Here is a 22,449-nt window from a genome sequence, read left to right on the forward strand (position 1 = left end):
GCGCCGGTCCGCCCCGCGCGGCCGCTCAGCGACGTCGCGGGGTGCGCACCCGGCGGGGCAGCAGCGCCAGCATCATGGCTTCGAGGGCCAGCTGCTCCGGCACGTTGGCGGCGATGCGCTCGCGGGCCGTGGTGACGGCGTCGATCCGGGCGAGCACCTCGGCCGAGTCACCGGCGGCGCCGCGGGCGTACGCCTCGATCTCGCCCCGGCGGTGCTCGTTGATGAGCTCGCCGTCGGCCCCCAGCTGCACGCGCAGCACGTCCCGGAACAGGCCCATGACGTCGATCATGGCCCGGTCCAGCGAGTCCCGGACGGCGCGGCGCCGCCGGCGGGTCTGGTCCTCCTCGAGCCGTTTGACGTGGTGGCGCAGCTTGGGCGGGACGGGCTCGCCGGGCTCGAGGCCCAGGGAGCGGCGCAGCGCCTCGAGCTCCTCGGCGTCCCGGGCTTCGGCGGCGGACTCGGCCTCGGCCTTGGACACCTCGGCCAGCGTGGCGGCCAGCGCCATCGCGTCGGAGACGGCGGTGGCCTGGAGCGGCAGGGAGAGGATGCGTTCGCGACGCTCGAGGGCGTCCGGGTCCCGCGCGAGGCGGCGGGCCATGCCCACGTGCGACTGGGAGATCCGCGCGGTGGTGAGTGCGGTCTCGCGGTCCAGCCCGTCGCGGCGGTGCAGCAGCTCCGCCACCTGCTCCACGGCGGGGATGCTCAGCGTGATCAGCCGGCAGCGGGAGCGGACGGTGGGGAGCACGTCCGCGGGGGACGGGGTGCACAGCATCCAGATCGTGCGGGCCGGCGGCTCCTCGATGGCCTTGAGGAGCACGTTCGTGGCGCGCTCCGTCATGCGGTCCGCGTCCTCCATGAGGAAGATCCGCCAGCGCCCGGTCGCGGGGGTGGACTGGCCGGCCTCCACGAGGGCGCGGACGTCCTCGATCCGATAGCTCACCGCCTCGGTGGCCAGCACGGTCACGTCCGGGTGGGTGCCGCCGAGGACGGTGCGGCACGCGTGGCACTCGCCGCAGCCGCGCGCCGCCGGGTCCGCGACCTCGCACTGCAGGGCCGCGGCGAACGCCCGCGCGGCCGTCGATCGGCCGGAGCCGGGCGGGCCCGTGAACATCCAGGCGTGGGTGGGGCGGTCCTCGGCCGCGGCACGGCGCAGCTGGGCCACCGCGGCGTCCTGGCCCGCGAGGTCCGCGAACACCGGGGGCACGGGAGCGGGGGCCGTCATCGGTCGGCCACCTGGGCGGTGACGCGGGCCAGTGCGCGGGCGGTGAGCTCCTGCGGCGGCAGCGCGCCGTCGAGCACGAGGTACCGCTCGGGCGCGGCCGCCGCGCGGGCGAGGAAGGCGGCGCGCAGGGCCTCGTGCCGGTCTGCCGTCTCCCGCTCCATGCGGTCGGGGGCGCCCTCGCCCCCCGCCGCGCGGCGCTCACGCCGGTCCGCGGCGGTGGCCGCGTCCACGTCGATCAGCACCGTCAGATCGGGGACGAGCCCGTCCGTGGCCCACTCGTTCAGGGCGCCGATCCGCGCCTCGCCCAGCCCGCGCGCCGCGCCCTGGTAGGCCACGGACGAGTCCACGTACCGGTCCGTGACGACGACGGCGCCCCGGGCCAGCGCGGGACGCAGCGTGCGGACGGCATGGGCGGACCGGGCTGCGGCGAACAGCAGCGCCTCGGTGCGGGGGTCCACGGGGGCGTGCTCGGGGTCCAGCAGCAGCTCCCGCAGCGTCTCGCCCAGGTCCGAGCCGCCGGGCTCGCGGGTGAGCACCACCTCGTGGCCCGCGGCGCGCAGGGCCTCGGTCAGGGCGCGGGCCTGGGTGGACTTGCCGGATCCGTCCGGCCCCTCGACGGCGACGAACAGGCCGCGATGCTCGGTCTGGGTGCTCACGCCTCGAGCCTAGACGCCGCCCCGGACGGGGAAGGAACCCGGCCGGGCCGACCGCCTAGACTGACCGGCATGAGCGCCCCCATGCACGTCGCCCTCCTCTTCGACCACTGGCTGTTCCGCGTCCTGGCGATCGCCGCACTCGTGCTCGAGGTCTGGGCGCTGGTGGACGTCGTCCGGCGCCGCCCCGACGACTTCGCCCGCATCGGGGGCCGGGACAGGAGCTTCTGGCTGATCCTGACCGGCGTGGCCGCCGTCGTCGGGCTCCTCGGCGTGCTCGCGGGCGGCGGGATGGGCATGTTCGGCCTGGTGGCCGCGTGCGTGGCGTGCGTCTACCTCGCCGGCCCCCGCCAGGACATGGGCCCGGCCCTGCGCCGCTGAGGGCCCCGCGCCGTCGGCGCCGCCCTCATGACGACGGCGCCACCGCCGCCCAGCGCACGCTCAGCTCCCCGCGCCGCCACTGGTGCGGGCCGCCCAGCACGGGCCAGCCCGCCGAGCGCAGCGTGCCGACCGTCGCCAGCCACCGCTGCCGCGTCCCGTAGGCCGCGAGCGGGGCGTGCGCGGCCCACGCGGCGTCGGCCTCCGCCAGGAGCCGATGGACGGGCTCGCCGGGCACGTGCCGGTGGATGAGGACCTTCGGCAGGCGCGCCGCCACGTCCGAGGGGCGGGCGAAGGAGCCCAGCCTGAGGGCCACGGTCAGGCTCGCCGGTCCGTCCCGGCGCAGATCCACCCAGGCCGCCCGCCGACCGTCCTCGGAGCAGGTGCCCTCCACGAGGACGCCGTCGTCGGCGAGCCCCGCGCACAGCAGAGACCAGATCGCGGGTACGTCCTCCTCCCGGTACTGGCGCAGCACGTTGAACGCGCGCACCACGGTGGGCGGCCGCGGCACGGGCAGCTCGAAGCCGCCGACCGCCCAGGTGACCCCCGGCAGGTCGCCGGCCCGCTCCCGGGCCCGGGCGACCCGAGCGGGGTCGATCTCGAGGCCCACCAGCTCGAGGGCCGGGTTCTGCACGCGCAGCCGCTCGGCCATCTCGACGGCGGTCACCGGCTCCGCGCCGAAGCCCAGGTCCACGGCCAGCGGGCGGGGAGTGCGCCGCAGCAGGGGGCCGTGCACGTCCGTGAGCCAGCGGTCCACCCGGCGCATCCGCTGCGCCGCCGTCGTGCCGCGGGTGATGTGGCCCTGCGGGCCCCGTGCCGGGCCGGGGCCGGGCGTCGTGCGCGCGCGCAGCCGCCGGGCCTTCTCCACCATGGGCTCCAGCGTAGGGGAGCGGCGGGACGGGTCCGCCTAGGATGGTGACATGGCGAACACCACGTACACGCTGGTCCTGCTGCGGCACGGTCAGAGCGAATGGAACGAGAAGAACCTGTTCACCGGCTGGGTGGACGTCCCGCTGACCGAGAAGGGGCGCGCCGAGGCCGCCCGCGGCGGTGAGCTGCTGGAGGCGGAGGGCCTCCGCCCGGACGTGGTCCACACGTCCCTGCTCAAGCGCGCCATCACCACGGCCAACCTGGCGCTCGAGGCCGCGGACCGCCAGTGGATCCCGGTCAAGCGCAGCTGGCGCCTGAACGAGCGCCACTACGGGGCCCTCCAGGGCAAGGACAAGGCCCAGGTGAAGGAGGAGTTCGGCGAGGAGCAGTTCATGGTCTGGCGCCGGTCCTTCGACACCCCGCCGCCCGCCCTGGACGACGACTCCGAGTTCTCCCAGGTCGGCGACGAGCGCTACGCGGACCTGGGCAAGGACGCCCCCCGCACCGAGGCCCTCAAGCAGGTCGTCGACCGCCTGCTGCCCTACTGGGAGGAGCAGGTCCTGCCCGACCTCAAGGCCGGCAAGACCGTGCTGATCGCCGCTCACGGCAACTCGCTGCGCGCGCTGGTCAAGCACCTGGACGGCATCTCGGACGAGGACATCGCGGGCCTGAACATCCCGACGGGCATCCCGCTGGTGTACGAGCTGGACCAGAACTTCAAGCCGATCACCGCGAACGGCCGCTACCTCGACCCGGAGGCCGCCGCGGCCGGCGCCGCCGCCGTGGCCGCCCAGGGCTCCGCGCACTGACGCGCCCGACGACGACGGGCCGGGCCCCGCTCGGGGGCCCGGCCCGTGGCGTCGGGGACGGTCAGGAGCCGGTGGCGTCCGGGCGGTGGGTCGCCCACTCGCCCGTGACGAGATAGCGCACCTTGGCGGCCACGGACAGGCCGTGGTCCGTGAACCGCTCGAGGTAGCGGGAGGCCAGCGTGACGTCCGTGGTGGTGGCCGGCGTCGCGCTCCAGTCCGGGGCGGCGATCGCGCGGAAGACGGACACGTGCAGCGCGTTGACGTCCTCGTTGAGGGTGTCGATCCGGTCCCCGTGCGCCAGGTCCTGGGTCTCGAGCAGCAGGACGACCTCCTCGGCCACCTCCACGGCGGCGTCGCACATCGCGGTGAACACGGTCCGGACCGGCTCCGGGATGACATGCTCGGGGTAGCGCAGCCGGGTCAGCTGGGCCACGTGGCGGGCGAGGTCGCCCATGCGCTCGAGCGAGGAGCTCATCCGCAGCGTGGCGACGACGGTGCGCAGGTCCGTGGCCACGGGCGCCTGCAGCGCCAGGATGCGCACGGCCTGCTCGTCGAGGGACTCCTGCAGCTGGTCGATCCGCGCGTCCTCCGAGATGACCCGTTCGGCGCCGTGCACGTCGGCCGCCTCGAGGGCGGCCTGCGCGTCCATCATGGCGCGGTGCACCAGGCGGGCGATCTCGGTCAGGTCGCGGCCCAGCCGTTCGAGGTCGGCTCGGTAGAGCTCGCGCATGGTCTCCTCTCCCCGGCGACGCCCGTGCGCCGCCGACCCCGAGTCCGCGGGGCAGCGGCCCATCCTGCCAGGGCAAGATGAACGGCCCATGAACGCCGATCGTCCGGCGTCTGGCGGGGCCGGGGCAGCCCGTCTCCGGGCCGCCAGAGGCTAGTCTGGTGCCGTGGATCCCGTCATCATCGGCCTGCTGTGCGGAGCGGTCGGACTGTTCACCGGAGTGGCCTCCATGCTGGCCTTCCGGGCGTCCGAGCGCTCGCGGACGGTAGACCTGACGGTCGGCGAACCCACCCTGGCGCCGGGCGCCGCCGAGGTCCTCTCCGTGGTCGGCCGCGCGTACGCGGTGGTGGACGACATCGACGGTGTGGTGCGGGCGAACCCCGCGGCCTACGCCCTGGGCCTCGTGCGGGGGCACTCGCTCGTCCAGGACCAGCTGCGGGAGCTCACGCGGACCGTGCGGGCCGACGGCGTCATCGTCGAGCGCCGCATGGAGCTGCCCCGAGGACCCCTCGGGCAGTCGAGCCTCGTCGTCGAGCTGCGCGTGGCCCCGCTGGACGAGGAGTACATCCTGATCCTGGCCGACGACCGCACGGACGTGACCCGCACCGAGGCCATGCGCCACGACTTCGTCGTCAACGTCTCGCACGAGCTCAAGACGCCGGTGGGTGCCATCTCCCTGCTCTCCGAGGCCATCGGCGACGCCGCGGAGGACGAGGAGGCGGTGCGTCGCTTCGCCGCACGGCTGGGCGTCGAGTCCCGCCGGCTCACGGCCCTCGTGCAGGACATCATCGAGTTCTCCCGGCTGCAGGCCAAGGACGTGGTCCAGGACGGGGGGCCCGTGGACCTCAACGCCGTCGTCGCCGACGCCGTGGACCGCCTGCGCCTGACCGCCGAGGACCGCGGCATCGCGCTGCGCGTGGGCGGCCGCGTGGACGCGGTGGTGCACGGGGACCAGGACCAGCTGATGACCGCGGTGCGCAACCTGGTGGACAACGCGGTGCGCTACTCCCCGGAGGGCACCACGGTGGGCATCGGCCTGAGCTCCGTGGACGGGCTCGCGCAGGTCACCGTCACGGACCAGGGCATCGGCATCAGCCCGGAGGAGCAGGAGCGGGTCTTCGAACGCTTCTACCGCGTGGACGCGGCGCGGTCGCGCCAGACGGGCGGCACGGGCCTGGGGCTGAGCATCGTCAAGCACGTCGTCATCAACCACGGAGGGGAGGTCACCCTCTGGTCCCAGCCGGGCCGCGGGTCGACCTTCACCATCCGCCTGCCCGAGTGGGGGGACGGTGTCGCCGTCGACGGCGCGCCGGGCGCCGCCCACGTCACCGAGCGGCGCGGTCACCGGGTGACCGCCTCGGCCGCACACCCGACCCGGAAGGAGACGAGCGCATGAGCCGCATTCTGATCGTGGAGGACGAGGAGTCGTTCAGCGACCCCCTGTCCTACCTCCTGGAGAAGGAGGGGTTCGAGGTCACCGTCGCCGCCGACGGCAACGAGGCGCTGAGCGTCTTCGAGCGCGACAGCGCGGACCTGATCCTCCTGGACCTGATGCTCCCGGGGATGTCCGGCACCGAGGTGTGCCGTCAGGTGCGCCAGCGCTCCAACGTCCCCGTGATCATGCTGACCGCGAAGGACTCGGAGATCGACAAGGTCGTCGGCCTCGAGCTCGGCGCGGACGACTACGTGACCAAGCCGTACTCCTCGCGCGAGCTGGTGGCCCGCGTCCGCGCCGTGCTGCGCCGTCAGGGGGAGCAGGAGGAGCCGATGTCGGCGACCATCAGCGCCGGCCCCGTGCGCATGGACGTCGAGCGGCACGTCGTCTCCGTGGACGGCGAGCAGGTGTCCCTGCCCCTCAAGGAGTTCGAGCTGCTGGAGATGCTGCTGCGCAACGCCGGGCGCGTGCTCACCCGCGGCCAGCTGATCGACCGCGTGTGGGGCTCCGACTACGTGGGGGACACCAAGACCCTCGACGTGCACGTGAAGCGCCTGCGCTCCAAGATCGAGCCCGACCCCTCGAGCCCCCGCTACCTCGTCACGGTGCGCGGTCTGGGCTACAAGTTCGAGGCCTGACCGGCACGCTCCGCCCGGGACGACGACGGCCCCGGCTCCACCTCGCGGTGGGGCCGGGGCCGTGGCGTGCCGGGCGCGGGCCCGGCGGAGGTCAGTGCTCCTCGCCGTAGTGGTGGGTCTCCTCGTGGAGGTGCCCGACGAGATCCTCGTCTGCGGGCTCGACGCCCTCGGGGAGCAGGTCACGGTACTGCTCCTGGGTGGCGCTCAGCAGCGGGACGGCCAGGTCGGCGGTGCCGCCGGTGCCGGAGACGGTCACGGGCAGGTTCTCGCCGACCCACACGCCCTCGCGCTCCAGGACGGTCGTGTTCGCGTCGTCCTCGAGCTTGCGGCTCTCGCCGGCGGGGACCCTCAGGGTCGCGGAGCTGCCGCCCTCGGCCTGGAAGGTGTAGGTCTGGTCCTGGCCGGAGGTGTTCTCCACGGTGCCGATCAGGCGGGCGGGACCCGACTCGCCGTCGCCGACGAGGGCGAGGTTGCGGTAGCTCAGGAAGTCCTGCTCCTGGCCGTTGATGCCGTCCGAGGCGGAGTACTGGATGGCGGTGGCGATCGGGCTCACGGCGGAGCAGCCGGTGGCGCCCAGCAGGGCGACCGCGGCCAGCGCACCTGCGGCGAGGTGGCGCCGGGCGGGCCGGGATGCGTTCTTCACAGAGGTCTCCTCAGGTGCGATGACGTGCTCAGGAGCCCCGAGGCAGGGGTCCTGCCAGGTCAGGCTACCGCATCCCGGGACGCCGACAGGCGTGTGGCGCGGGGTCCTCCACTATCACATCCGGAGGCCGAAGATGTGACGGCACGCGCGGCATGACGAGGCCGCATGATAGAATGAGACGACTGAAAGGGGCACAACAACATGGTTTTTGAGGTCGGAGAGACCGTCGTCTACCCCCACCACGGTGCTGCGCGGATCGAGGAGATCAAGATGCGCACCATCAAGGGGGAGGAGAAGATGTACCTCAAGCTCAAGGTGGCACAGGGAGACCTGACCATCGAGGTCCCTGCGGAGAACGTCGACCTCGTCGGCGTGCGTGACGTCGTGGATGCGGAGGGGCTTGAGCACGTCATGGAGGTCCTGCGGGCCGAGCACGTGGAGGAGCCGACCAACTGGTCCCGCCGCTACAAGGCCAACCTGGAGAAGCTCGCCAGCGGCGACGTCAACAAGGTGGCCGAGGTCGTCCGTGACCTGTGGCGCCGCGACCAGGACCGCGGCCTGTCCGCCGGCGAGAAGCGCATGCTCTCGAAGGCCCGCCAGGTGCTCGTGTCCGAGCTGGCGCTGGCCAAGAAGGTCACCGAGGAGGAGGCCGAAGGCCGCCTGGACAAGGTGCTCGAGGGCTGACGAGCAGCACACGGCAGGGGAGGGGCCCGCGTCCACGACGCGGGCCCCGCCCCTGTCTCGCCCCCGGCCACGGCCGTCGCCGTCGGGGGTCCCGGGCCACGGACACCGGCGCGCTCCCTAGGATGAGGCCATGCCCACCGCCCTCGTGATCGCCGCCGCCGGCGCCGGCACCCGCCTCGGCGCCGGGCTGCCCAAGGCCCTCGCCCCCCTCGCGGACGGCCGCACCCTCCTGCACCACTGCCTGGCGTCCGTCGCCGCCGCACGCGCCGCCGGGCTCGCCCTCGACGCCGTCGTGGTGCTCACCCCGCCGGCGGAGGCCGACGCCGGCCGCGTGGCCGCCGAGGTCGACGCCGGCCCGCGCCTGGACGTGCCCGTGCACTGCGTGCCCGGCGGCGCCGAGCGCGCGGACTCGGTCCGCGCCGGACTCGCCGCGGCCTCCCGCGCTCTGGCCGACCTCGCCCCGGCGGGGGCGCCCCGCCGCGTCCTCGTCCACGACGCGGCCCGCGCACTGACCCCGCCGAGCGTGTTCGGGGCCGTCACGGCGGCGCTCGAGACCGGCGCGGTCGCCGCGGTCCCGGGCCTGCCGCTGACGGACACCGTCAAGCAGGTCACCCCCGGACGGGGCGGCGTCGACGTCGTCGCGGCCACGCCGGCCCGCGCCGGACTGCGCGCGATCCAGACGCCGCAGGGCTTCGACCTGGACACCCTGCTGGCGGCCCACGAGGCCGTGCGCACGGACCCCACGCTCGACGCCGCGGCGCTCACCGACGACGCGATGGTCATGGAGGCCGCGGGGCAGGAGGTCGTGGTGGTGCCCGGCGACCCGGCCGCGTTCAAGGTCACCGCCCCCGCCGACCTCGACCTCGCCCGCCTCGAGCTCGCCCGCCGCGCCCCCCAGGAGGCCTCCATGAGCCAGCCCACCCGCCCCGCCGTCGCGGCCGCCCCCCTTCCGCGCGTGGGGATCGGCACCGACGTGCACGCGTGGGCACCCGAGGATGCCCCCCGGCCCCTGTGGCTCGGCGGGATCCACTGGCCCGGCGAGCGGGGCGTGGCCGCGACCTCGGACGGGGACGTGGCCGCCCACGCGGCGTGCAACGCCCTGCTCTCCGCCGCCGGCCTCGGTGACCTCGGGGCCGTGTTCGGCGTCGACCGGCCCGAGATGGCGGACGCCTCCGGCGCGGACATGCTCCGCGAGGTGCTGCGCCTGCTGACGGAGGCGGGCGTCGCCGTCGGGAACGTGGCGGTCCAGGTGGTCGCCCCCCGGCCCAAGGTGGGCACGCGCCGCGCGGAGATGGAGGCCGCCCTGTCCGCCGCCCTCGGCGGGGCCCCCGTGTCCGTCTCCGCCGCCACCACGGACCGGCTGGGGTTCATCGGGCGCAAGGAGGGGCTGGTCGGGATCGCGACCGCGCTCGTCATCCCTGCGGCCTGAGCCCGCACCGGCGCACCGACTAGGCTGGCAGAGCCCCGTCAGGACCCCGCCCCTCCGGAAGGACCGCGCCCCCATGGCCCAGCGCTTCTACGACACCCGCACCGCGCAGATCCGGGACTTCGAGCCCCTCGTGCCCGGCGAGGCGTCGGTGTACTACTGCGGGGCCACGGTGCAGGGCATGCCGCACGTGGGCCACGTGCGCAGCGCGATCGTGTTCGACATCCTCATCCGCTGGCTCGAGGCCACGGGGCTGCGCGTCACCTCGGTGCGGAACGTGACGGACATCGACGACAAGATCCTCGACCGCTCGGCCGCCTCCCACGAGGCCGGCTTCGAGGCCTCGGACCTCTACCCGGCCCGCGAGCCGTGGTGGGCCCTGGCCTACCGGTTCGAGAAGGCGTTCGACGCCGCCTACCTCGCCCTCGGCGTCCGCCGTCCCACCTACGAGCCGCGCGCCACCGGCCACGTGCCCGAGATGTTCGCGCTCATCGAGCGCCTGATGGAGCGCGGCCACGCCTACCCCGCGCAGGACGGCTCGGGCGACGTCTACTTCGACGTCCGGTCGTGGGAGCGCTACGGCGAGCTCACCCGCCAGCGCGTGGAGGACATGCAGGACGCGCCCGACGCCGACCCGCGCGGCAAGCGCGACCCCCGCGACTTCGCCCTGTGGAAGGGCGCCAAGCCCGGCGAGCCCGCCACCGCCGTGTGGGAGTCGCCCTGGGGGGCCGGCCGCCCCGGATGGCACCTGGAGTGCTCGGCCATGTCCACGAAGTACCTCGGCGCCGAGTTCGACATCCACGGCGGCGGCCTGGACCTGCGGTTCCCGCACCACGAGAATGAGCTGGCCCAGTCGACGGCCGCCGGTGACGGCTTCGCCCGCTTCTGGCTGCACAATGGGCTCGTCACCTACGGCGGGGAGAAGATGTCCAAGTCCGTGGGCAACACGATCTCCCCCGAGGAGATGCTCGGCATGGCCCGCCCGACGGCGGTGCGCTACTTCCTGGGGCAGGCCCACTACCGCTCCCAGCTCGACTACCGGCCCGGCGCCCTCGACGAGGCCGAGGCCGCCGTCGAGCGCATCGAGGGCTTCACGGCCCGCGCCCGCGCCGCGGGTGCCGTCCCGCCCGCCCCCGACGGGGCGCTCGCGGACCGCGTGCCCGCCGCCTTCCGCACCGCCATGGAGGACGACCTGAACGTGCCCCAGGCGCTCGCGGCCCTGCACGAGGCCGTGCGTGCCGGCAACTCGGCGCTGGCCGGGCAGGACCTCGACGCCGCGGCCGCCCGCCTGGCCGAGGTGGAGGCCATGACCGCGGTGCTGGGCCTGGACGACGTGCCCGAGGGTGACGACGCCGCGGCCGGCCCGGTGTCGGACGCCCTCGACTCGCTCGTCCGCTCGCAGATCGAGGCGCGGGCGCAGGCCCGCGCGGACAAGGACTGGGCCACCGCGGACCGCATCCGGGACGCGCTGGCCGCGGCCGGCGTCGTGCTGGAGGACGGTGCCGACGGCGCCACATGGCGCCTGGCGGACTGACACCTAGACTGGAGGGCGATCCGGCGGCGCCCCGCGTGCCGCCGCCCCCGTCCCCGGCACGCAGGAGTCCCGCCATGTCCACCGCACCCCGCTCCGGCGGATCCCGCAAGCCCAAGGGCAAGAAGGGCCCCATGAAGGGCACCGGCGGCCACGGTCGCAAGGCGCTCGAGGGCCGCGGACCCACCCCCAAGGCCGAGGACCGGGTCTACCACAAGGCGCACCGTGCCAAGCAGCTGGCCGAGCGCTCGGCCGCCAAGCGCGGCCCCGTGACGGACCAGGTCCGCGGCCGCGTGAAGCTCACGGACGAGACCGTCTCCGGCCGCAACCCCGTGCTCGAGGCGCTGCGCGCGGGCATCCCCGCCAAGGCGCTGCACGTGGCCGTGCGCATCGAGATGGACGACCGCGTCAAGGAGGCCCTGCGCCTCTGCCTCGAGCAGGGCGTGCCGGTCCTGGAGAACACCAAGCCGGAGCTGGACCGCCTCTCCGGCGAGGCCGTGCACCAGGGCATCGTGCTGCAGATCCCGCCCTATGAGTACGCCGACGCCACGGCCCTGGCCCTCGACGCGCTCGCGAAGCACGAGAAGGGGCACCTGCGGACCCCGCCGCTGCTGATCGCGCTCGACGGCATCACCGACCCCCGCAACCTCGGCGCCATCATCCGGGCCGGCTCCGCGTTCGACGCGGACGGCGTGATCGTGCCCGAGCGCCGCTCCGTCGGCGTGACCGCCACCGCCTGGCGCACCTCGGCCGGCGCGGCCGCGCGGGTGCCCGTGGCCCAGGCCGGCAACCTGAACACCACCCTCGTCGACCTGCACAAGGCTGGCTACTTCGTGCTGGGCCTCGACGGCGGCGGGGACGTCTCCCTGCCCGGGCTCGCCCTGGCCACGGAGCCGCTCGTGCTCGTGGTGGGGGCCGAGGGCAAGGGTCTGTCCCGCATGGTGCGGGAGCACTGCCAGCAGATCGTGTCCATCCCGATCGACTCGACGATGGAGTCCCTCAACGCCTCGATGGCGGTGGGCATCTCCCTGTACGAGATCTCGGTGCAGCGCGCCGGCGGGCGCTGACCTCCACGGCGTCCCGCCCGGGATGACGGCCGGGCGGGGACGCGGGTGTGGCGCACGGCGCCGACGGGCGCAGAGTGTCCACGGTGACGCCGATCACATGGCAGGATGTCGCGTGGATGCGCGCACGTCTTGCCCGTGATGCGTGTCACCGCGCACAGTGTCTGCACTGTGTCCGACGGGCCCCCGTCGGCGAGCGCATCCCGCACCGCACCATCAGAACGAGGTCCGTCTCATGAAGCACCGCTCCCTCCCCCTCACCGCCGCCCTCGCCGTCGCCGCCCTCGGGCTCACGGCGTGCGGCGACTCCGGCTCCGGCGGTTCCGGCTCCTACACCGTGGGCATCAACCAGCTCGTCTCCCACCCGGCGCTCGACGGCGCGGCCGAGGGCTTCAAGGAGGCGTTCACGGACGCCGGCCTGGACGTGACGTTCGAGGAGCAGAACGCCCAGGGCGAGCAGGCCACCGTCACCTCCATCGCCTCCACCTTCGCCAACGACGGGGACGTGGACCTCGTGGCCGCGATCGCGACCCCCGCCGCGCAGGGCACCGCCTCGGCCGTGAAGGACAAGCCGGTCGTGTTCATGGCGGTCACCGATCCGAAGGGCGCTGAGCTCGTGGCCTCGGACGAGGCCCCGGGCGGCAACGTCACCGGCGTCTCGGACCGCAACCCGGTCAAGGAGCAGCTGCAGCTGCTCAAGGACGTGAAGCCGGACGCCACGACCGTCGGCATCGTCTACAACTCCGGCGAGGCCAACTCCAAGGTCCAGGTGGACCAGGCCAAGGAGGCCGGCAAGGAGCTGGGCCTCGAGGTCAAGGAGGCCACCATCACCAACTCGTCCGAGGTCCAGCAGGGCGTGCAGTCCCTGTCCGGCGTGGACGGCATCTACGTGCCCACGGACAACGCCGTCGTCTCGGCGCTGGAGACCGTGGTGGGCTACGGCAAGGAGCAGCGCGTCCCCGTCATCTCGGCGGACATCGACTCCGTCGAGCGCGGCGCCCTGGGCACGTACGGCATCGACTACAAGGCGCACGGCAAGCAGGCCGGCGAGATGGCCGTGAAGATCCTCAAGGACGGCGCGAAGCCGGCCGAGCTGCCCGTGGGCTACGCCGACCCGGCCAACCTGCAGCTCGTGCTGAACCCGACGGCCGCCGAGGCCTACGGCGTCGAGATCCCCGCCGAGCTCAAGGACAGGGCCGACCAGCTCGTCGAGGGCTGATCCCGCGCCTGCCCGCCTCCGCGGCGGCCCGGACCACGGGGTCCGGGCCGCCGCGGAGCACGTCGACGGCCGGCCCACCCCGTCCCGCCGTCGTCCGTCCCCCTCGCACCGCCCGAAAGGCACCCACCCCATGCTGACCGCAGTGGAACTGGGTCTGATCTACGCCGTCGTCGCGCTCGGCGTGTACCTGACCTTCCGCATCCTCGACTTCCCCGACCTCACGGTGGACGGCTCGTTCACCACCGGCGCCGCCACGGCCGCCGTGCTCATCACGGGCGGCACGCCGGTGCCCCTGGCCATGCTCGCCGCCTTCGTGGCGGGCGCGCTCGCGGGCCTCGTCACCGGCCTGCTGCACACCAAGGGCCGGATCGACGGCCTGCTCGCCGGCATCCTCACGATGATCGCGCTCTACTCGATCAACCTGCGGATCATGGGCAAGGCCAACATCCCCCTGCTCGGCCAGGACACCCTGTTCACGTGGCTCGGCGATCTGGGCCTGGCCCGGAACTGGGGTTCGATCCTCGTCCTCTTCCTCGGCGTGTTCGTGGTGAAGCTGATCCTCGACTGGTTCCTGCACACGGACCTGGGCCTCGCCCTGCAGGCGACCGGTGACAACGAGGAGATGATCCGCTCGTACGGCGTCTCCACGGACCGGATGAAGATCCTCGGCCTCATGATCTCCAACGGCCTCGTGGCCCTCGGCGGCTCCCTGCTGGCCATGTACCAGGGCTTCGCGGACATCTCCATGGGCATCGGCCTCATCCTCGTGGGCCTGGCGTCCGTGATCGTGGGCCAGGCCGTGTTCGGCCAGCGCACGGTCTTCTGGGCGACGCTCGCCGTGATCGTCGGCGCCGTGCTCTACCGCCTGATCATCCAGTTCGCCCTCAACGCGGGCCTGAGCCCGAACGACATGAAGCTGATCTCCGCGGCTCTCGTCGTCGTGGCCCTGCTGCTGCCGCGTTTCGGCTTCGCCAAGCGCCTGAGCCTGCGCACTCGGGGCACGGCCGCGACCCCGGGGCCGGCCGCCGCCGCACCGGCCACCGCCGGCATGCCCCTGACCGGCGAGCCGGGCGGCGCCACCCCCGCCGCATCCGTCCCCGAGGAGGCCCCCCGTGCTTGAGATCTCGCAGGTCTCCAAGACCTTCTTCCCGAACACCGTCAACGAGCGGCGCGCCCTGCAGGGCATCGACCTGCACCTGGCCGAGGGCGACTTCGTCACCGTGATCGGCTCCAACGGCGCCGGCAAGTCCACGATCCTGAACACGATCGCCGGCAAGCTGCTCCCGGACACCGGCACCGTGGCCGTGAGCGGCAAGGACGTCACCCGCATGCCGGACCACCGCCGCGCGGCCTCGATCGGCCGGGTGTTCCAGGACCCGACGGCGGGCACGGCACCGAACCTCACGATCGAGGAGAACATGGCCCTGGCCTGGCGACGTGGGCACGCCCGCGGGCTCTCGCGGGGCGTCTCCCGCGCCCGGCGCGCCACGTTCCGCGACGAGCTCACGAAGCTCGAGCTCGGCCTGGAGAACCGCCTCACCGCCAAGGTGGGGCTGCTCTCCGGCGGCCAGCGTCAGGCGCTGAGCCTGCTCATGGCCACGTTCTCGGGCCCGAAGATCCTGCTGCTGGACGAGCACACCGCCGCCCTGGACCCGTCCCGGGCGGAGCTGGTGACCCGTCTGACCCGGCAGGTGGTGGCCGAGCACCGGCTCACCACGCTGATGGTCACGCACAACATGTCCCAGGCCCTCGAGGTCGGCAACCGGCTGATCATGATGCATGACGGCCGGATCATCCTCGAGCTGGACGAGCAGGAGAAGGCCGGGCGCACCCCGGCGGACCTGTTGGCCGAGTTCGCCAAGATCAAGGGTGCCGTCGTGGACGACAAGACCATGCTGTCCTGAGCGCTCCGTCCGGCGCCCCCGTCCCCGGCCCGCCCCTCCGCCCCACGGCGGGCGGGCGGGCCGGCCGTTCTCACCGGCGCGGCCGCGGGGTAGCGTCGTGGCGTGAGCACCGTGAAGCCCGACACCCAGAGCGCCACCGCAGCCGATGTCCGCCTCCAGACCGTCACGGGGCGTATCCCGGTGACGGACGTGCAGCCCGTCGTGCTGGACGGCCGGTTCCCGGCGAAGGCCGTGGTCGGCGAGGACATCCCCGTCCGCGCCACCGTGTTCCGCGAGGGCCACGACTCCGTGCGCGCCACCGTCCGTCTGCTCGACCCGGCCGGCGCCGAGGTGCAGCGCGTGCAGATGCGTCCGGGCCGGCCCGGGCTGGACGAGGTCGTGGCCACGCTGCGGCCCGCCGAGCCGGGCCTGCACCAGTTCGTGGTCGAGGGCTGGGACGACCCGGTGGGCACGTGGAAGCACGCGGCCACCGTCAAGATCGCCGCCGGCATCGACGTGGAGCTGATGCTCGCCGAGGGCGCCGCCCTGTTCCGCCGGGCCGCCGAGGACGCGGAGCGCTCGGCCGAGGACCGCGCCGTGTTCGAGGAGGTCGTCCGCGGCCTCGAGGACGAGTCCCTCATCCCGGTCCAGCGCCTGGCCTCCGCCGAGTCGGCGGAGGTGTCCGCCGTCCTCCACGCCCGCCCCGTGCGGGAGCACCTCACAAGCTCCGAGCTCTACCCGCTGGACGTGCAGCGTGAGCTCGCCGGCCGCGGCGCCTGGTACGAGTTCTTCCCCCGCTCCGAGGGCGCCCGCTTCGACGAGGCCTCCGGCACGTGGTCCTCCGGCACCTTCGCGACGGCGGCCCGCCGGCTCCCGGCGGTCGCCCGGATGGGCTTACAGGTCGCCTACCTGCCGCCGATCCACCCGATCGGCACCTCGCACCGCAAGGGTCCGAACAACACGCTGACGGCCGGTCCGCAGGACCCGGGCTCGCCGTGGGCGATCGGGGCGCCCGAGGGCGGACACGACGCCGTGCACCCGGACCTGGGCACCGTCGAGGACTTCGAGGCGTTCGTGGCCACGGCCGCGGACGAGGGCCTCGAAGTGGCCCTGGACCTGGCCCTGCAGTGCTCCCCGGACCACCCGTGGGTCGCCGCGCACCCGGAGTGGTTCACCACCCGCGTGGACGGCACCATCGCGTACGCGGAGAACCCGCCGAAGAAGTACCAGGACATCTACCCGCTGAACTTCGACAACGACCCGGACGGCCTCGCCCAGGCGGTGCTGGACGTGGTGCGGGGCTGGGTGGCCCGCGGCGTGCACATCTTCCGCGTGGACAACCCCCACACCAAGCCCCTGTGGTTCTGGGAGTGGCTGATCGCCAAGGTCCGCGCCGAGGAGCCGCGCGTCGTGTTCCTCGCCGAGGCCTTCACCCGTCCCGCGATGATGCACGCCCTGGGCAAGGTCGGGTTCCAGCAGTCCTACGGGTACTTCACCTGGCGGAACACCGCCGAGGAGCTCGCGGAGTACCTCCAGGAGATCTCGCACGAGACGCCGGCGTTCTACCGCCCCAACCTCTTCGTCAACACGCCGGACATCCTCACGGAGTACCTGCAGCACGGCGGCCCGGGCGCGTTCCGGATCCGCGCCGTCGTCGCCGCCACGGCCAGCCCGCTGTGGGGCGTCTACGCCGGGTTCGAGCTGTTCGAGCACGTGGCCCGGCCCGGCGCGGAGGAGTACATCGACAACGAGAAGTACGAGTACCGGCCCCGGGACTGGGAGGGCGCGGAGGCCGCGGGTGCCTCGCTCGCCCCGTACCTCACCCGGCTCAATGAGATCCGCGCTGCGCACCCGGCGCTGGGCGACCTGCAGAACCTGACCCTGCACGCCTCGACGCACCCGGACCTGCTCGTGTTCTCGAAGACGCGCTCGGCCCGGCCCGAGGGCGCGCACCGGGACGCCGAGGCGGTCACCGACGCCGGTCCCGCGGAGGACACCCTGATCGTCGTCGTCACCACGAACCCGCACGACGTCGTCGAGGCGACCCTGGACCTGGACCTCGAGGCGCTGCGTCTGCGCCCCGAGGACCGCGACGCGTCCGGGGCCGTCGAGGTGGAGGACCTGCTCACCGGCCAGCGCTGGCAGTGGGGCCGCACCCCGTACGTCCGCCTGGACCCGAACGTCGAGCCCGCCCACGTCCTGCGGGTCGTCCGGAACGGCTGAACCGCTCCCGACGCCTGCCGTCCCCAGAACAGGAACCGCCATGACCCCGTCCGCCGCCCCCCGTCCCGCCGCCGCCCCGCTCGCCGTGGACCCGGAGGTGCTGGCCGCCGTCGCGCAGGGCCGGCACCACGATCCGCACACCGTGCTGGGCGCCCATCCGCATCCCGACGGCGCCGCGGTCACCTACCGCGTGCTGCGCCCGCTGGCGCGCACGGTCACGGTGGTCCGCGCCGGCGACGGGCAGCGGGTGGAGCTGACGCACGAGCACGACGGCGTGTTCGCGGGCGTGGCCCCGACGCCCCGCGTGGCCGGGGCCGCCGCGGGCGACTACCGCGTCGAGGTGGCGTATGAGACCGAGGACGGCACGACCGGCCCCGTCCAGGAGCAGGACGACGCGTACCGGCACCTGCCCACGCTCGGCGAGCTGGACCTGCACCTGATCGGGGAGGGCCGGCACGAACGGCTGTGGGAGGTGCTCGGCGCCCGCGTGGTCCGCACCTCTGCCGACGAGGCCGTCGGCACGGCCTTCGCGGTCTGGGCGCCGAACGCGCGGGCCGTGCGCGTGGTGGGCGACCACAACGGCTGGGACGGCCGGACCCACGCCATGCGGTCCCTCGGCTCCTCCGGCGTGTGGGAGCTGCTGGCGCCCGGCATCGGTCACGGCGACCGCTACAAGTTCGAGATCCTCGGCCGGGACGGGCTCTGGCGGCAGAAGGCGGACCCGCTGGCCCGCTGGACGGAGGTCCCCCCGGCCACGGCCTCGCGTGTGCTGGAGTCCGACTACGCCTTCGGGGACCGCACCTGGATGGAGCGCCGCCGCGTCACGGACCCGCACGAGCGTCCGCTGAGCATCTACGAGGTGCACCTGGGCTCATGGCGGCCCGGGCTCGACTACCGCGAGCTGGCCGAGCAGCTCGTGGAGTACGTGCAGTGGCTCGGGTTCACGCACGTGGAGTTCCTGCCGGTCGCGGAGCATCCGTTCGGCGGGTCCTGGGGCTATCAGGTGACCGGCTACTACGCCCCCACCTCCCGGTTCGGCTCCCCGGACGAGTTCAAGCACCTGGTGGACGCGCTCCACCGGGCGGGGATCGGCGTCATCGTGGACTGGGTGCCGGCGCACTTCCCGAAGGACGAGTGGGCGCTCGCGCGCTTCGACGGGACCGCCCTGTACGAGCACCCGGACCCGCGGCGGGGCGAGCATCCGGACTGGGGCACCCTCGTGTTCGACTTCGGCCGCACCGAGGTCCGCAACTTCCTCGTGGCCAACGCGCTCTACTGGCTCGGCGAGTTCCACATCGACGGGCTGCGCGTGGACGCCGTCGCCTCGATGCTCTACCTGGACTACTCGCGCGAGGACGGGCAGTGGGAGCCCAACGTGCACGGCGGCAACCACAACCTCGAGGCCATCGACTTCCTGCGCGAGGTCAACGCGACCGTGTACCGCCTGCACCCCGGCGTCCACATGATCGCGGAGGAGTCCACGGCCTTCTCCGGGGTGAGCGCTCCCGTGGACGCGGGCGGTCTCGGCTTCGGCAAGAAGTGGAACATGGGCTGGATGCACGACACCCTGGCCTACCTGTCCCAGGACCCGGTCAACCGCCGGTGGCACCACGGGCAGTGGACGTTCTCCATGGTGTACGCCTACTCGGAGAACTACGTGCTGCCGCTGTCCCACGACGAGGTCGTCCACGGCAAGGGCTCCCTGCTGGGCCGCATCCCGGGCGACCGCCGGCAGCAGCTGGCCACCCTGCGCGCCTACTACGGCTACATGTGGGCGCACCCCGGCAAGCAGCTGCTGTTCATGGGCGGGGAGTACGCGCAGCCGAGCGAGTGGTCCGAGGGCGAGGGCCTGGACTGGCCCGTCTCGTGGGACGAGGCGCACCGCGGGGTCCAGCTGACGATCCGGGAGCTCAACGCGCTCTACCGCAGCAAGCCGGCGCTGTGGTCGCTGGACCACAGCCCGGAGGGATTCGCGTGGGTGGACGGCGGCGACGCCGACGGCAACACGCTCGTGTTCCTCCGCATGCCCGCTGCGCAGGTGGTGCCGGAGCAGCGGATCGACGACGGCGACGCGGTCCCGGCCGCCGAACCGGGCGGCGCCCCGCTGCTGTGCATCACCAACCTCTCGGGGTCGCCGCGTCAGGGGCTCCGGGTGGGGGTGCCGTCCGCAGGGGAGTGGACGGTGGTGCTGGACACCGACGCGATCGACTTCCACGGTGACGGCTGGCGGGAGCAGACCGGCCAGTCCGAGGTGATCGCCGCCCATGAGGGCCAGTGGCAGGGCCAGCCTGCCCACGTCACGGTGAACGTGCCGGCGCTGACCACCCTGTGGCTCCAGCCGCATCCGGACTCGACGGTCACGCCCTGACGTGTGGTGCACGTCACGATCGACGGTCTCGGCGCGGGAGTGCCGAACCGAGTCGGACGGCATCGAGGAATCCGCGAGAACACGCGGAAGTCGACCGTCCGCCCGGGACTGCACGCCGGGTGTCACCCCTGATTTTGTGTTCGGTGGGGTTCGTGTGTAGAGTTCCATCTCGTGCTCAAGACGCCGACCGGGTGACCGGGAGGCGGGGTGAAGAACACAGAATCCGCGGATTCATGCCGAGAATGGCAGGTCCAGGGCGGGTGGTGCTCACCGGGTGCGCGGCTGGCAGTGATGCTGGTCGGGATTCCTGAAGAAGATGATCTGGTTTGACAGCCGGGAATCATGTGGTAAGCTTTTCGAGGCCTTCCACGTGGATGGTCCGGTGAGTGTCTGGCCCCGCGGAAGCGGAGTTGACATTGTCGGATCGCGTGGTAAGGTTTTCTAGCCCGGCCACGTGAACGGACGGTGAATGCTTCGGACACGGAGTTGACACGGTCGAAACGGATGGTCTAGGATGGAGAAGTTGCTCCAGAGCGAAACGGCCCGCGGAGCGGGTCGCTGAAGCTGGAAGCGCCTGTTGTTTGAGAACTCAATAGTGTGCCAAGTTTGTTGATGCCAATTGTTTTAACACATATTGGTTGATCATCGCCTGCCACCCCCGTGGTGTGGTGATGGTCTGCTAGGTATTGAATGGATGTCGTGGTGGTTATTTCCGGCTGCCACGGTGTTGTTCTGTAATTTTTTTACGGAGAGTTTGATCCTGGCTCAGGATGAACGCTGGCGGCGTGCTTAACACATGCAAGTCGAACGATGAAGCCCAGCTTGCTGGGTGGATTAGTGGCGAACGGGTGAGTAACACGTGAGTAACCTGCCCTTAACTCTGGGATAAGCCTGGGAAACTGGGTCTAATACCGGATAGGAGCGCCTACCGCATGGTGGGTGTTGGAAAGATTTATCGGTTTTGGATGGACTCGCGGCCTATCAGCTTGTTGGTGAGGTAATGGCTCACCAAGGCGACGACGGGTAGCCGGCCTGAGAGGGTGACCGGCCACACTGGGACTGAGACACGGCCCAGACTCCTACGGGAGGCAGCAGTGGGGAATATTGCACAATGGGCGCAAGCCTGATGCAGCGACGCCGCGTGAGGGATGACGGCCTTCGGGTTGTAAACCTCTTTCAGTAGGGAAGAAGCGAAAGTGACGGTACCTGCAGAAGAAGCACCGGCTAACTACGTGCCAGCAGCCGCGGTAATACGTAGGGTGCGAGCGTTATCCGGAATTATTGGGCGTAAAGAGCTCGTAGGCGGTTTGTCGCGTCTGTCGTGAAAGTCCGGGGCTTAACCCCGGATCTGCGGTGGGTACGGGCAGACTAGAGTGCAGTAGGGGAGACTGGAATTCCTGGTGTAGCGGTGGAATGCGCAGATATCAGGAGGAACACCGATGGCGAAGGCAGGTCTCTGGGCTGTAACTGACGCTGAGGAGCGAAAGCATGGGGAGCGAACAGGATTAGATACCCTGGTAGTCCATGCCGTAAACGTTGGGCACTAGGTGTGGGGACCATTCCACGGTTTCCGCGCCGCAGCTAACGCATTAAGTGCCCCGCCTGGGGAGTACGGCCGCAAGGCTAAAACTCAAAGGAATTGACGGGGGCCCGCACAAGCGGCGGAGCATGCGGATTAATTCGATGCAACGCGAAGAACCTTACCAAGGCTTGACATGTTCTCGATCGCCGTAGAGATACGGTTTCCCCTTTGGGGCGGGTTCACAGGTGGTGCATGGTTGTCGTCAGCTCGTGTCGTGAGATGTTGGGTTAAGTCCCGCAACGAGCGCAACCCTCGTTCCATGTTGCCAGCACGTAATGGTGGGGACTCATGGGAGACTGCCGGGGTCAACTCGGAGGAAGGTGAGGACGACGTCAAATCATCATGCCCCTTATGTCTTGGGCTTCACGCATGCTACAATGGCCGGTACAATGGGTTGCGATACTGTGAGGTGGAGCTAATCCCAAAAAGCCGGTCTCAGTTCGGATTGGGGTCTGCAACTCGACCCCATGAAGTCGGAGTCGCTAGTAATCGCAGATCAGCAACGCTGCGGTGAATACGTTCCCGGGCCTTGTACACACCGCCCGTCAAGTCACGAAAGTCGGTAACACCCGAAGCCGGTGGCCTAACCCTTGTGGGGGGAGCCGTCGAAGGTGGGACCAGCGATTGGGACTAAGTCGTAACAAGGTAGCCGTACCGGAAGGTGCGGCTGGATCACCTCCTTTCTAAGGAGCATCAGTGCCCGTTGCATCACCGCGTGTGTGATGGCGGGTTGCTCATGGGTGGAACATCAATGAATGGTGCCAGTGGTGGTGCCGGCAGTGCTCGAGTACGTCATGCCTTTGTGGGTGTGGTTGGAATGGGTGGTGTTGGTGGCTGCGAGCTGGTGTTGGCACACTGTTGGGTCCTGGAACAGCAGGCGCCCTGGCCTTGGGGTTGGGGTTGTTGTTTCTGGTCTCCGTATCTTGTGAAGCTGGCCTTGTGGGTTGGTGGATGGGGTGTGGGTTGTTGTTTGAGAACTGCATAGTGGACGCGAGCATCTTATTTTTTGTTGCTGCATCGTTGATCGCACTGTTCCCCCCTGGGGTGGTGTGTGAGGTGTGGTGATGCCGAGAATGACATCTTAGTTAGATATT

18 protein-coding genes and 1 rRNA gene are annotated in these 22,449 nt (G+C 71.8%); 14 read left to right on the forward strand and 5 right to left on the reverse strand.

Going from position 1 to position 22,449, the window contains the following annotated elements; genetic code table 11:
* Window positions 1–25 precede the first annotated feature (25 nt).
* A complete protein-coding gene (locus AC3RKA_RS01630; RefSeq protein WP_144824647.1) occupies window positions 26–1,222 on the reverse strand; it encodes a DNA polymerase III subunit delta' in 1,197 nt (398 codons plus the stop codon).
* Complete coding sequence (gene tmk, locus AC3RKA_RS01635) at window positions 1,219–1,878, reverse strand: dTMP kinase (RefSeq protein WP_489727384.1); 660 nt, start codon at window positions 1,876–1,878, stop codon at window positions 1,219–1,221. The genes AC3RKA_RS01630 and tmk overlap by 4 nt, the downstream gene beginning before the upstream one ends.
* An 81-nt stretch (window positions 1,879–1,959) precedes the next feature.
* On the opposite strand from tmk, the gene AC3RKA_RS01640 reads away from it, so the two are divergent.
* Window positions 1,960–2,256 (forward strand): DUF2516 family protein, encoded by a 297-nt coding sequence (locus AC3RKA_RS01640; protein ID WP_012750739.1) that lies wholly within the window; start codon window positions 1,960–1,962, stop codon window positions 2,254–2,256.
* A 25-nt stretch (window positions 2,257–2,281) separates the two neighbouring features.
* Here AC3RKA_RS01640 and AC3RKA_RS01645 read toward each other — a convergent pair whose 3' ends face one another.
* A complete protein-coding gene (locus AC3RKA_RS01645) occupies window positions 2,282–3,124 on the reverse strand; it encodes a class I SAM-dependent methyltransferase (protein ID WP_489727385.1) in 843 nt (280 codons plus the stop codon).
* Between the two features lie 49 nt (window positions 3,125–3,173).
* On the opposite strand from AC3RKA_RS01645, the gene AC3RKA_RS01650 reads away from it, so the two are divergent.
* Complete coding sequence (locus AC3RKA_RS01650) at window positions 3,174–3,932, forward strand: phosphoglyceromutase (protein ID WP_002858068.1); 759 nt, start codon at window positions 3,174–3,176, stop codon at window positions 3,930–3,932.
* Between the two features lie 61 nt (window positions 3,933–3,993).
* Here AC3RKA_RS01650 and phoU read toward each other — a convergent pair whose 3' ends face one another.
* On the reverse strand, window positions 3,994–4,662 hold the full coding sequence (gene phoU, locus AC3RKA_RS01655; protein WP_002858069.1) for a phosphate signaling complex protein PhoU: 669 nt from the start codon (window positions 4,660–4,662) through the stop codon (window positions 3,994–3,996).
* 163 nt (window positions 4,663–4,825) lie between these two features.
* On the opposite strand from phoU, the gene AC3RKA_RS01660 reads away from it, so the two are divergent.
* Together AC3RKA_RS01660 and AC3RKA_RS01665 are read left to right on the forward strand one after the other, a co-directional pair.
* Window positions 4,826–6,055 (forward strand): sensor histidine kinase, encoded by a 1,230-nt coding sequence (locus AC3RKA_RS01660; RefSeq protein ID WP_489727386.1) that lies wholly within the window; start codon window positions 4,826–4,828, stop codon window positions 6,053–6,055.
* Window positions 6,052–6,732 carry a response regulator transcription factor gene (locus AC3RKA_RS01665; protein ID WP_002858071.1) on the forward strand — a complete coding sequence of 227 codons (681 nt, stop codon included), beginning with the start codon at window positions 6,052–6,054 and terminating at the stop codon, window positions 6,730–6,732. The genes AC3RKA_RS01660 and AC3RKA_RS01665 overlap by 4 nt, the downstream gene beginning before the upstream one ends.
* Window positions 6,733–6,823: 91 nt before the next feature.
* Here AC3RKA_RS01665 and AC3RKA_RS01670 read toward each other — a convergent pair whose 3' ends face one another.
* Window positions 6,824–7,375: a hypothetical protein gene (locus tag AC3RKA_RS01670; protein WP_002858072.1), complete on the reverse strand. Its 552-nt coding sequence runs from the start codon at window positions 7,373–7,375 to the stop codon at window positions 6,824–6,826.
* 201 nt (window positions 7,376–7,576) lie between these two features.
* On the opposite strand from AC3RKA_RS01670, the gene AC3RKA_RS01675 reads away from it, so the two are divergent.
* The 10 genes from AC3RKA_RS01675 (at window position 7,577) to AC3RKA_RS01720 (ending at window position 22,038) form a co-directional block, all read left to right on the forward strand.
* Window positions 7,577–8,059, forward strand: a complete 483-nt coding sequence (locus tag AC3RKA_RS01675; RefSeq protein ID WP_002858073.1) for a CarD family transcriptional regulator — start codon at window positions 7,577–7,579, stop codon at window positions 8,057–8,059.
* Window positions 8,060–8,189: 130 nt separating this feature from the next.
* On the forward strand, window positions 8,190–9,488 hold the full coding sequence (ispF, locus tag AC3RKA_RS01680) for a 2-C-methyl-D-erythritol 2,4-cyclodiphosphate synthase (RefSeq protein WP_002856486.1): 1,299 nt from the start codon (window positions 8,190–8,192) through the stop codon (window positions 9,486–9,488).
* Window positions 9,489–9,561: 73 nt separating this feature from the next.
* Window positions 9,562–11,019 (forward strand): cysteine--tRNA ligase, encoded by a 1,458-nt coding sequence (gene cysS / locus AC3RKA_RS01685; protein WP_002856488.1) that lies wholly within the window; start codon window positions 9,562–9,564, stop codon window positions 11,017–11,019.
* Window positions 11,020–11,093: 74 nt separating this feature from the next.
* Window positions 11,094–12,083: a 23S rRNA (guanosine(2251)-2'-O)-methyltransferase RlmB gene (gene rlmB / locus AC3RKA_RS01690; protein WP_002856490.1), complete on the forward strand. Its 990-nt coding sequence runs from the start codon at window positions 11,094–11,096 to the stop codon at window positions 12,081–12,083.
* Between the two features lie 232 nt (window positions 12,084–12,315).
* Entirely contained in the window at window positions 12,316–13,299 is a 984-nt protein-coding gene (locus tag AC3RKA_RS01695; RefSeq protein WP_002856492.1) for an ABC transporter substrate-binding protein, read from the forward strand.
* A 130-nt stretch (window positions 13,300–13,429) separates the two neighbouring features.
* Window positions 13,430–14,419, forward strand: a complete 990-nt coding sequence (locus AC3RKA_RS01700) for an ABC transporter permease (RefSeq protein WP_002855118.1) — start codon at window positions 13,430–13,432, stop codon at window positions 14,417–14,419.
* Window positions 14,412–15,203, forward strand: coding sequence for an ABC transporter ATP-binding protein (locus AC3RKA_RS01705; protein ID WP_002855120.1), 792 nt, complete (start codon window positions 14,412–14,414; stop codon window positions 15,201–15,203). Before AC3RKA_RS01700 ends, AC3RKA_RS01705 begins: the two co-directional genes overlap by 8 nt.
* Window positions 15,204–15,305: 102 nt before the next feature.
* Entirely contained in the window at window positions 15,306–17,405 is a 2,100-nt protein-coding gene (locus AC3RKA_RS01710) for an alpha-1,4-glucan--maltose-1-phosphate maltosyltransferase (RefSeq protein WP_489727387.1), read from the forward strand.
* Between the two features lie 40 nt (window positions 17,406–17,445).
* On the forward strand, window positions 17,446–19,773 hold the full coding sequence (glgB, locus tag AC3RKA_RS01715) for a 1,4-alpha-glucan branching protein GlgB (protein WP_002855123.1): 2,328 nt from the start codon (window positions 17,446–17,448) through the stop codon (window positions 19,771–19,773).
* Window positions 19,774–20,515: 742 nt separating this feature from the next.
* A 16S ribosomal RNA gene (locus AC3RKA_RS01720) occupies window positions 20,516–22,038 on the forward strand.
* Window positions 22,039–22,449: the final 411 nt, after the last annotated feature.

It is taken from the genome of Micrococcus sp. iso_229, from assembly GCF_058072725.1.

Excerpts from the sequence above, each read along its gene's own strand:
- AC3RKA_RS01700 (WP_002855118.1), top strand. The coding sequence starts at position 13,430 with ATGCTGACCGCAGTGGAACTGGGTCTGATCTACGCCGTCGTCGCGCTC.
- glgB (WP_002855123.1), top strand. The coding sequence starts at position 17,446 with ATGACCCCGTCCGCCGCCCCCCGTCCCGCCGCCGCCCCGCTCGCCGTG.
- cysS (WP_002856488.1), top strand. The coding sequence starts at position 9,562 with ATGGCCCAGCGCTTCTACGACACCCGCACCGCGCAGATCCGGGACTTC.
- AC3RKA_RS01695 (WP_002856492.1), top strand. The coding sequence starts at position 12,316 with ATGAAGCACCGCTCCCTCCCCCTCACCGCCGCCCTCGCCGTCGCCGCC.
- AC3RKA_RS01645 (WP_489727385.1), bottom strand. The coding sequence starts at position 3,124 with ATGGTGGAGAAGGCCCGGCGGCTGCGCGCGCGCACGACGCCCGGCCCC.
- AC3RKA_RS01640 (WP_012750739.1), top strand. The coding sequence starts at position 1,960 with ATGCACGTCGCCCTCCTCTTCGACCACTGGCTGTTCCGCGTCCTGGCG.
- rlmB (WP_002856490.1), top strand. The coding sequence starts at position 11,094 with ATGTCCACCGCACCCCGCTCCGGCGGATCCCGCAAGCCCAAGGGCAAG.
- AC3RKA_RS01675 (WP_002858073.1), top strand. The coding sequence starts at position 7,577 with ATGGTTTTTGAGGTCGGAGAGACCGTCGTCTACCCCCACCACGGTGCT.
- AC3RKA_RS01630 (WP_144824647.1), bottom strand. The coding sequence starts at position 1,222 with ATGACGGCCCCCGCTCCCGTGCCCCCGGTGTTCGCGGACCTCGCGGGC.
- AC3RKA_RS01665 (WP_002858071.1), top strand. The coding sequence starts at position 6,052 with ATGAGCCGCATTCTGATCGTGGAGGACGAGGAGTCGTTCAGCGACCCC.
- AC3RKA_RS01650 (WP_002858068.1), top strand. The coding sequence starts at position 3,174 with ATGGCGAACACCACGTACACGCTGGTCCTGCTGCGGCACGGTCAGAGC.
- phoU (WP_002858069.1), bottom strand. The coding sequence starts at position 4,662 with ATGCGCGAGCTCTACCGAGCCGACCTCGAACGGCTGGGCCGCGACCTG.
- ispF (WP_002856486.1), top strand. The coding sequence starts at position 8,190 with ATGCCCACCGCCCTCGTGATCGCCGCCGCCGGCGCCGGCACCCGCCTC.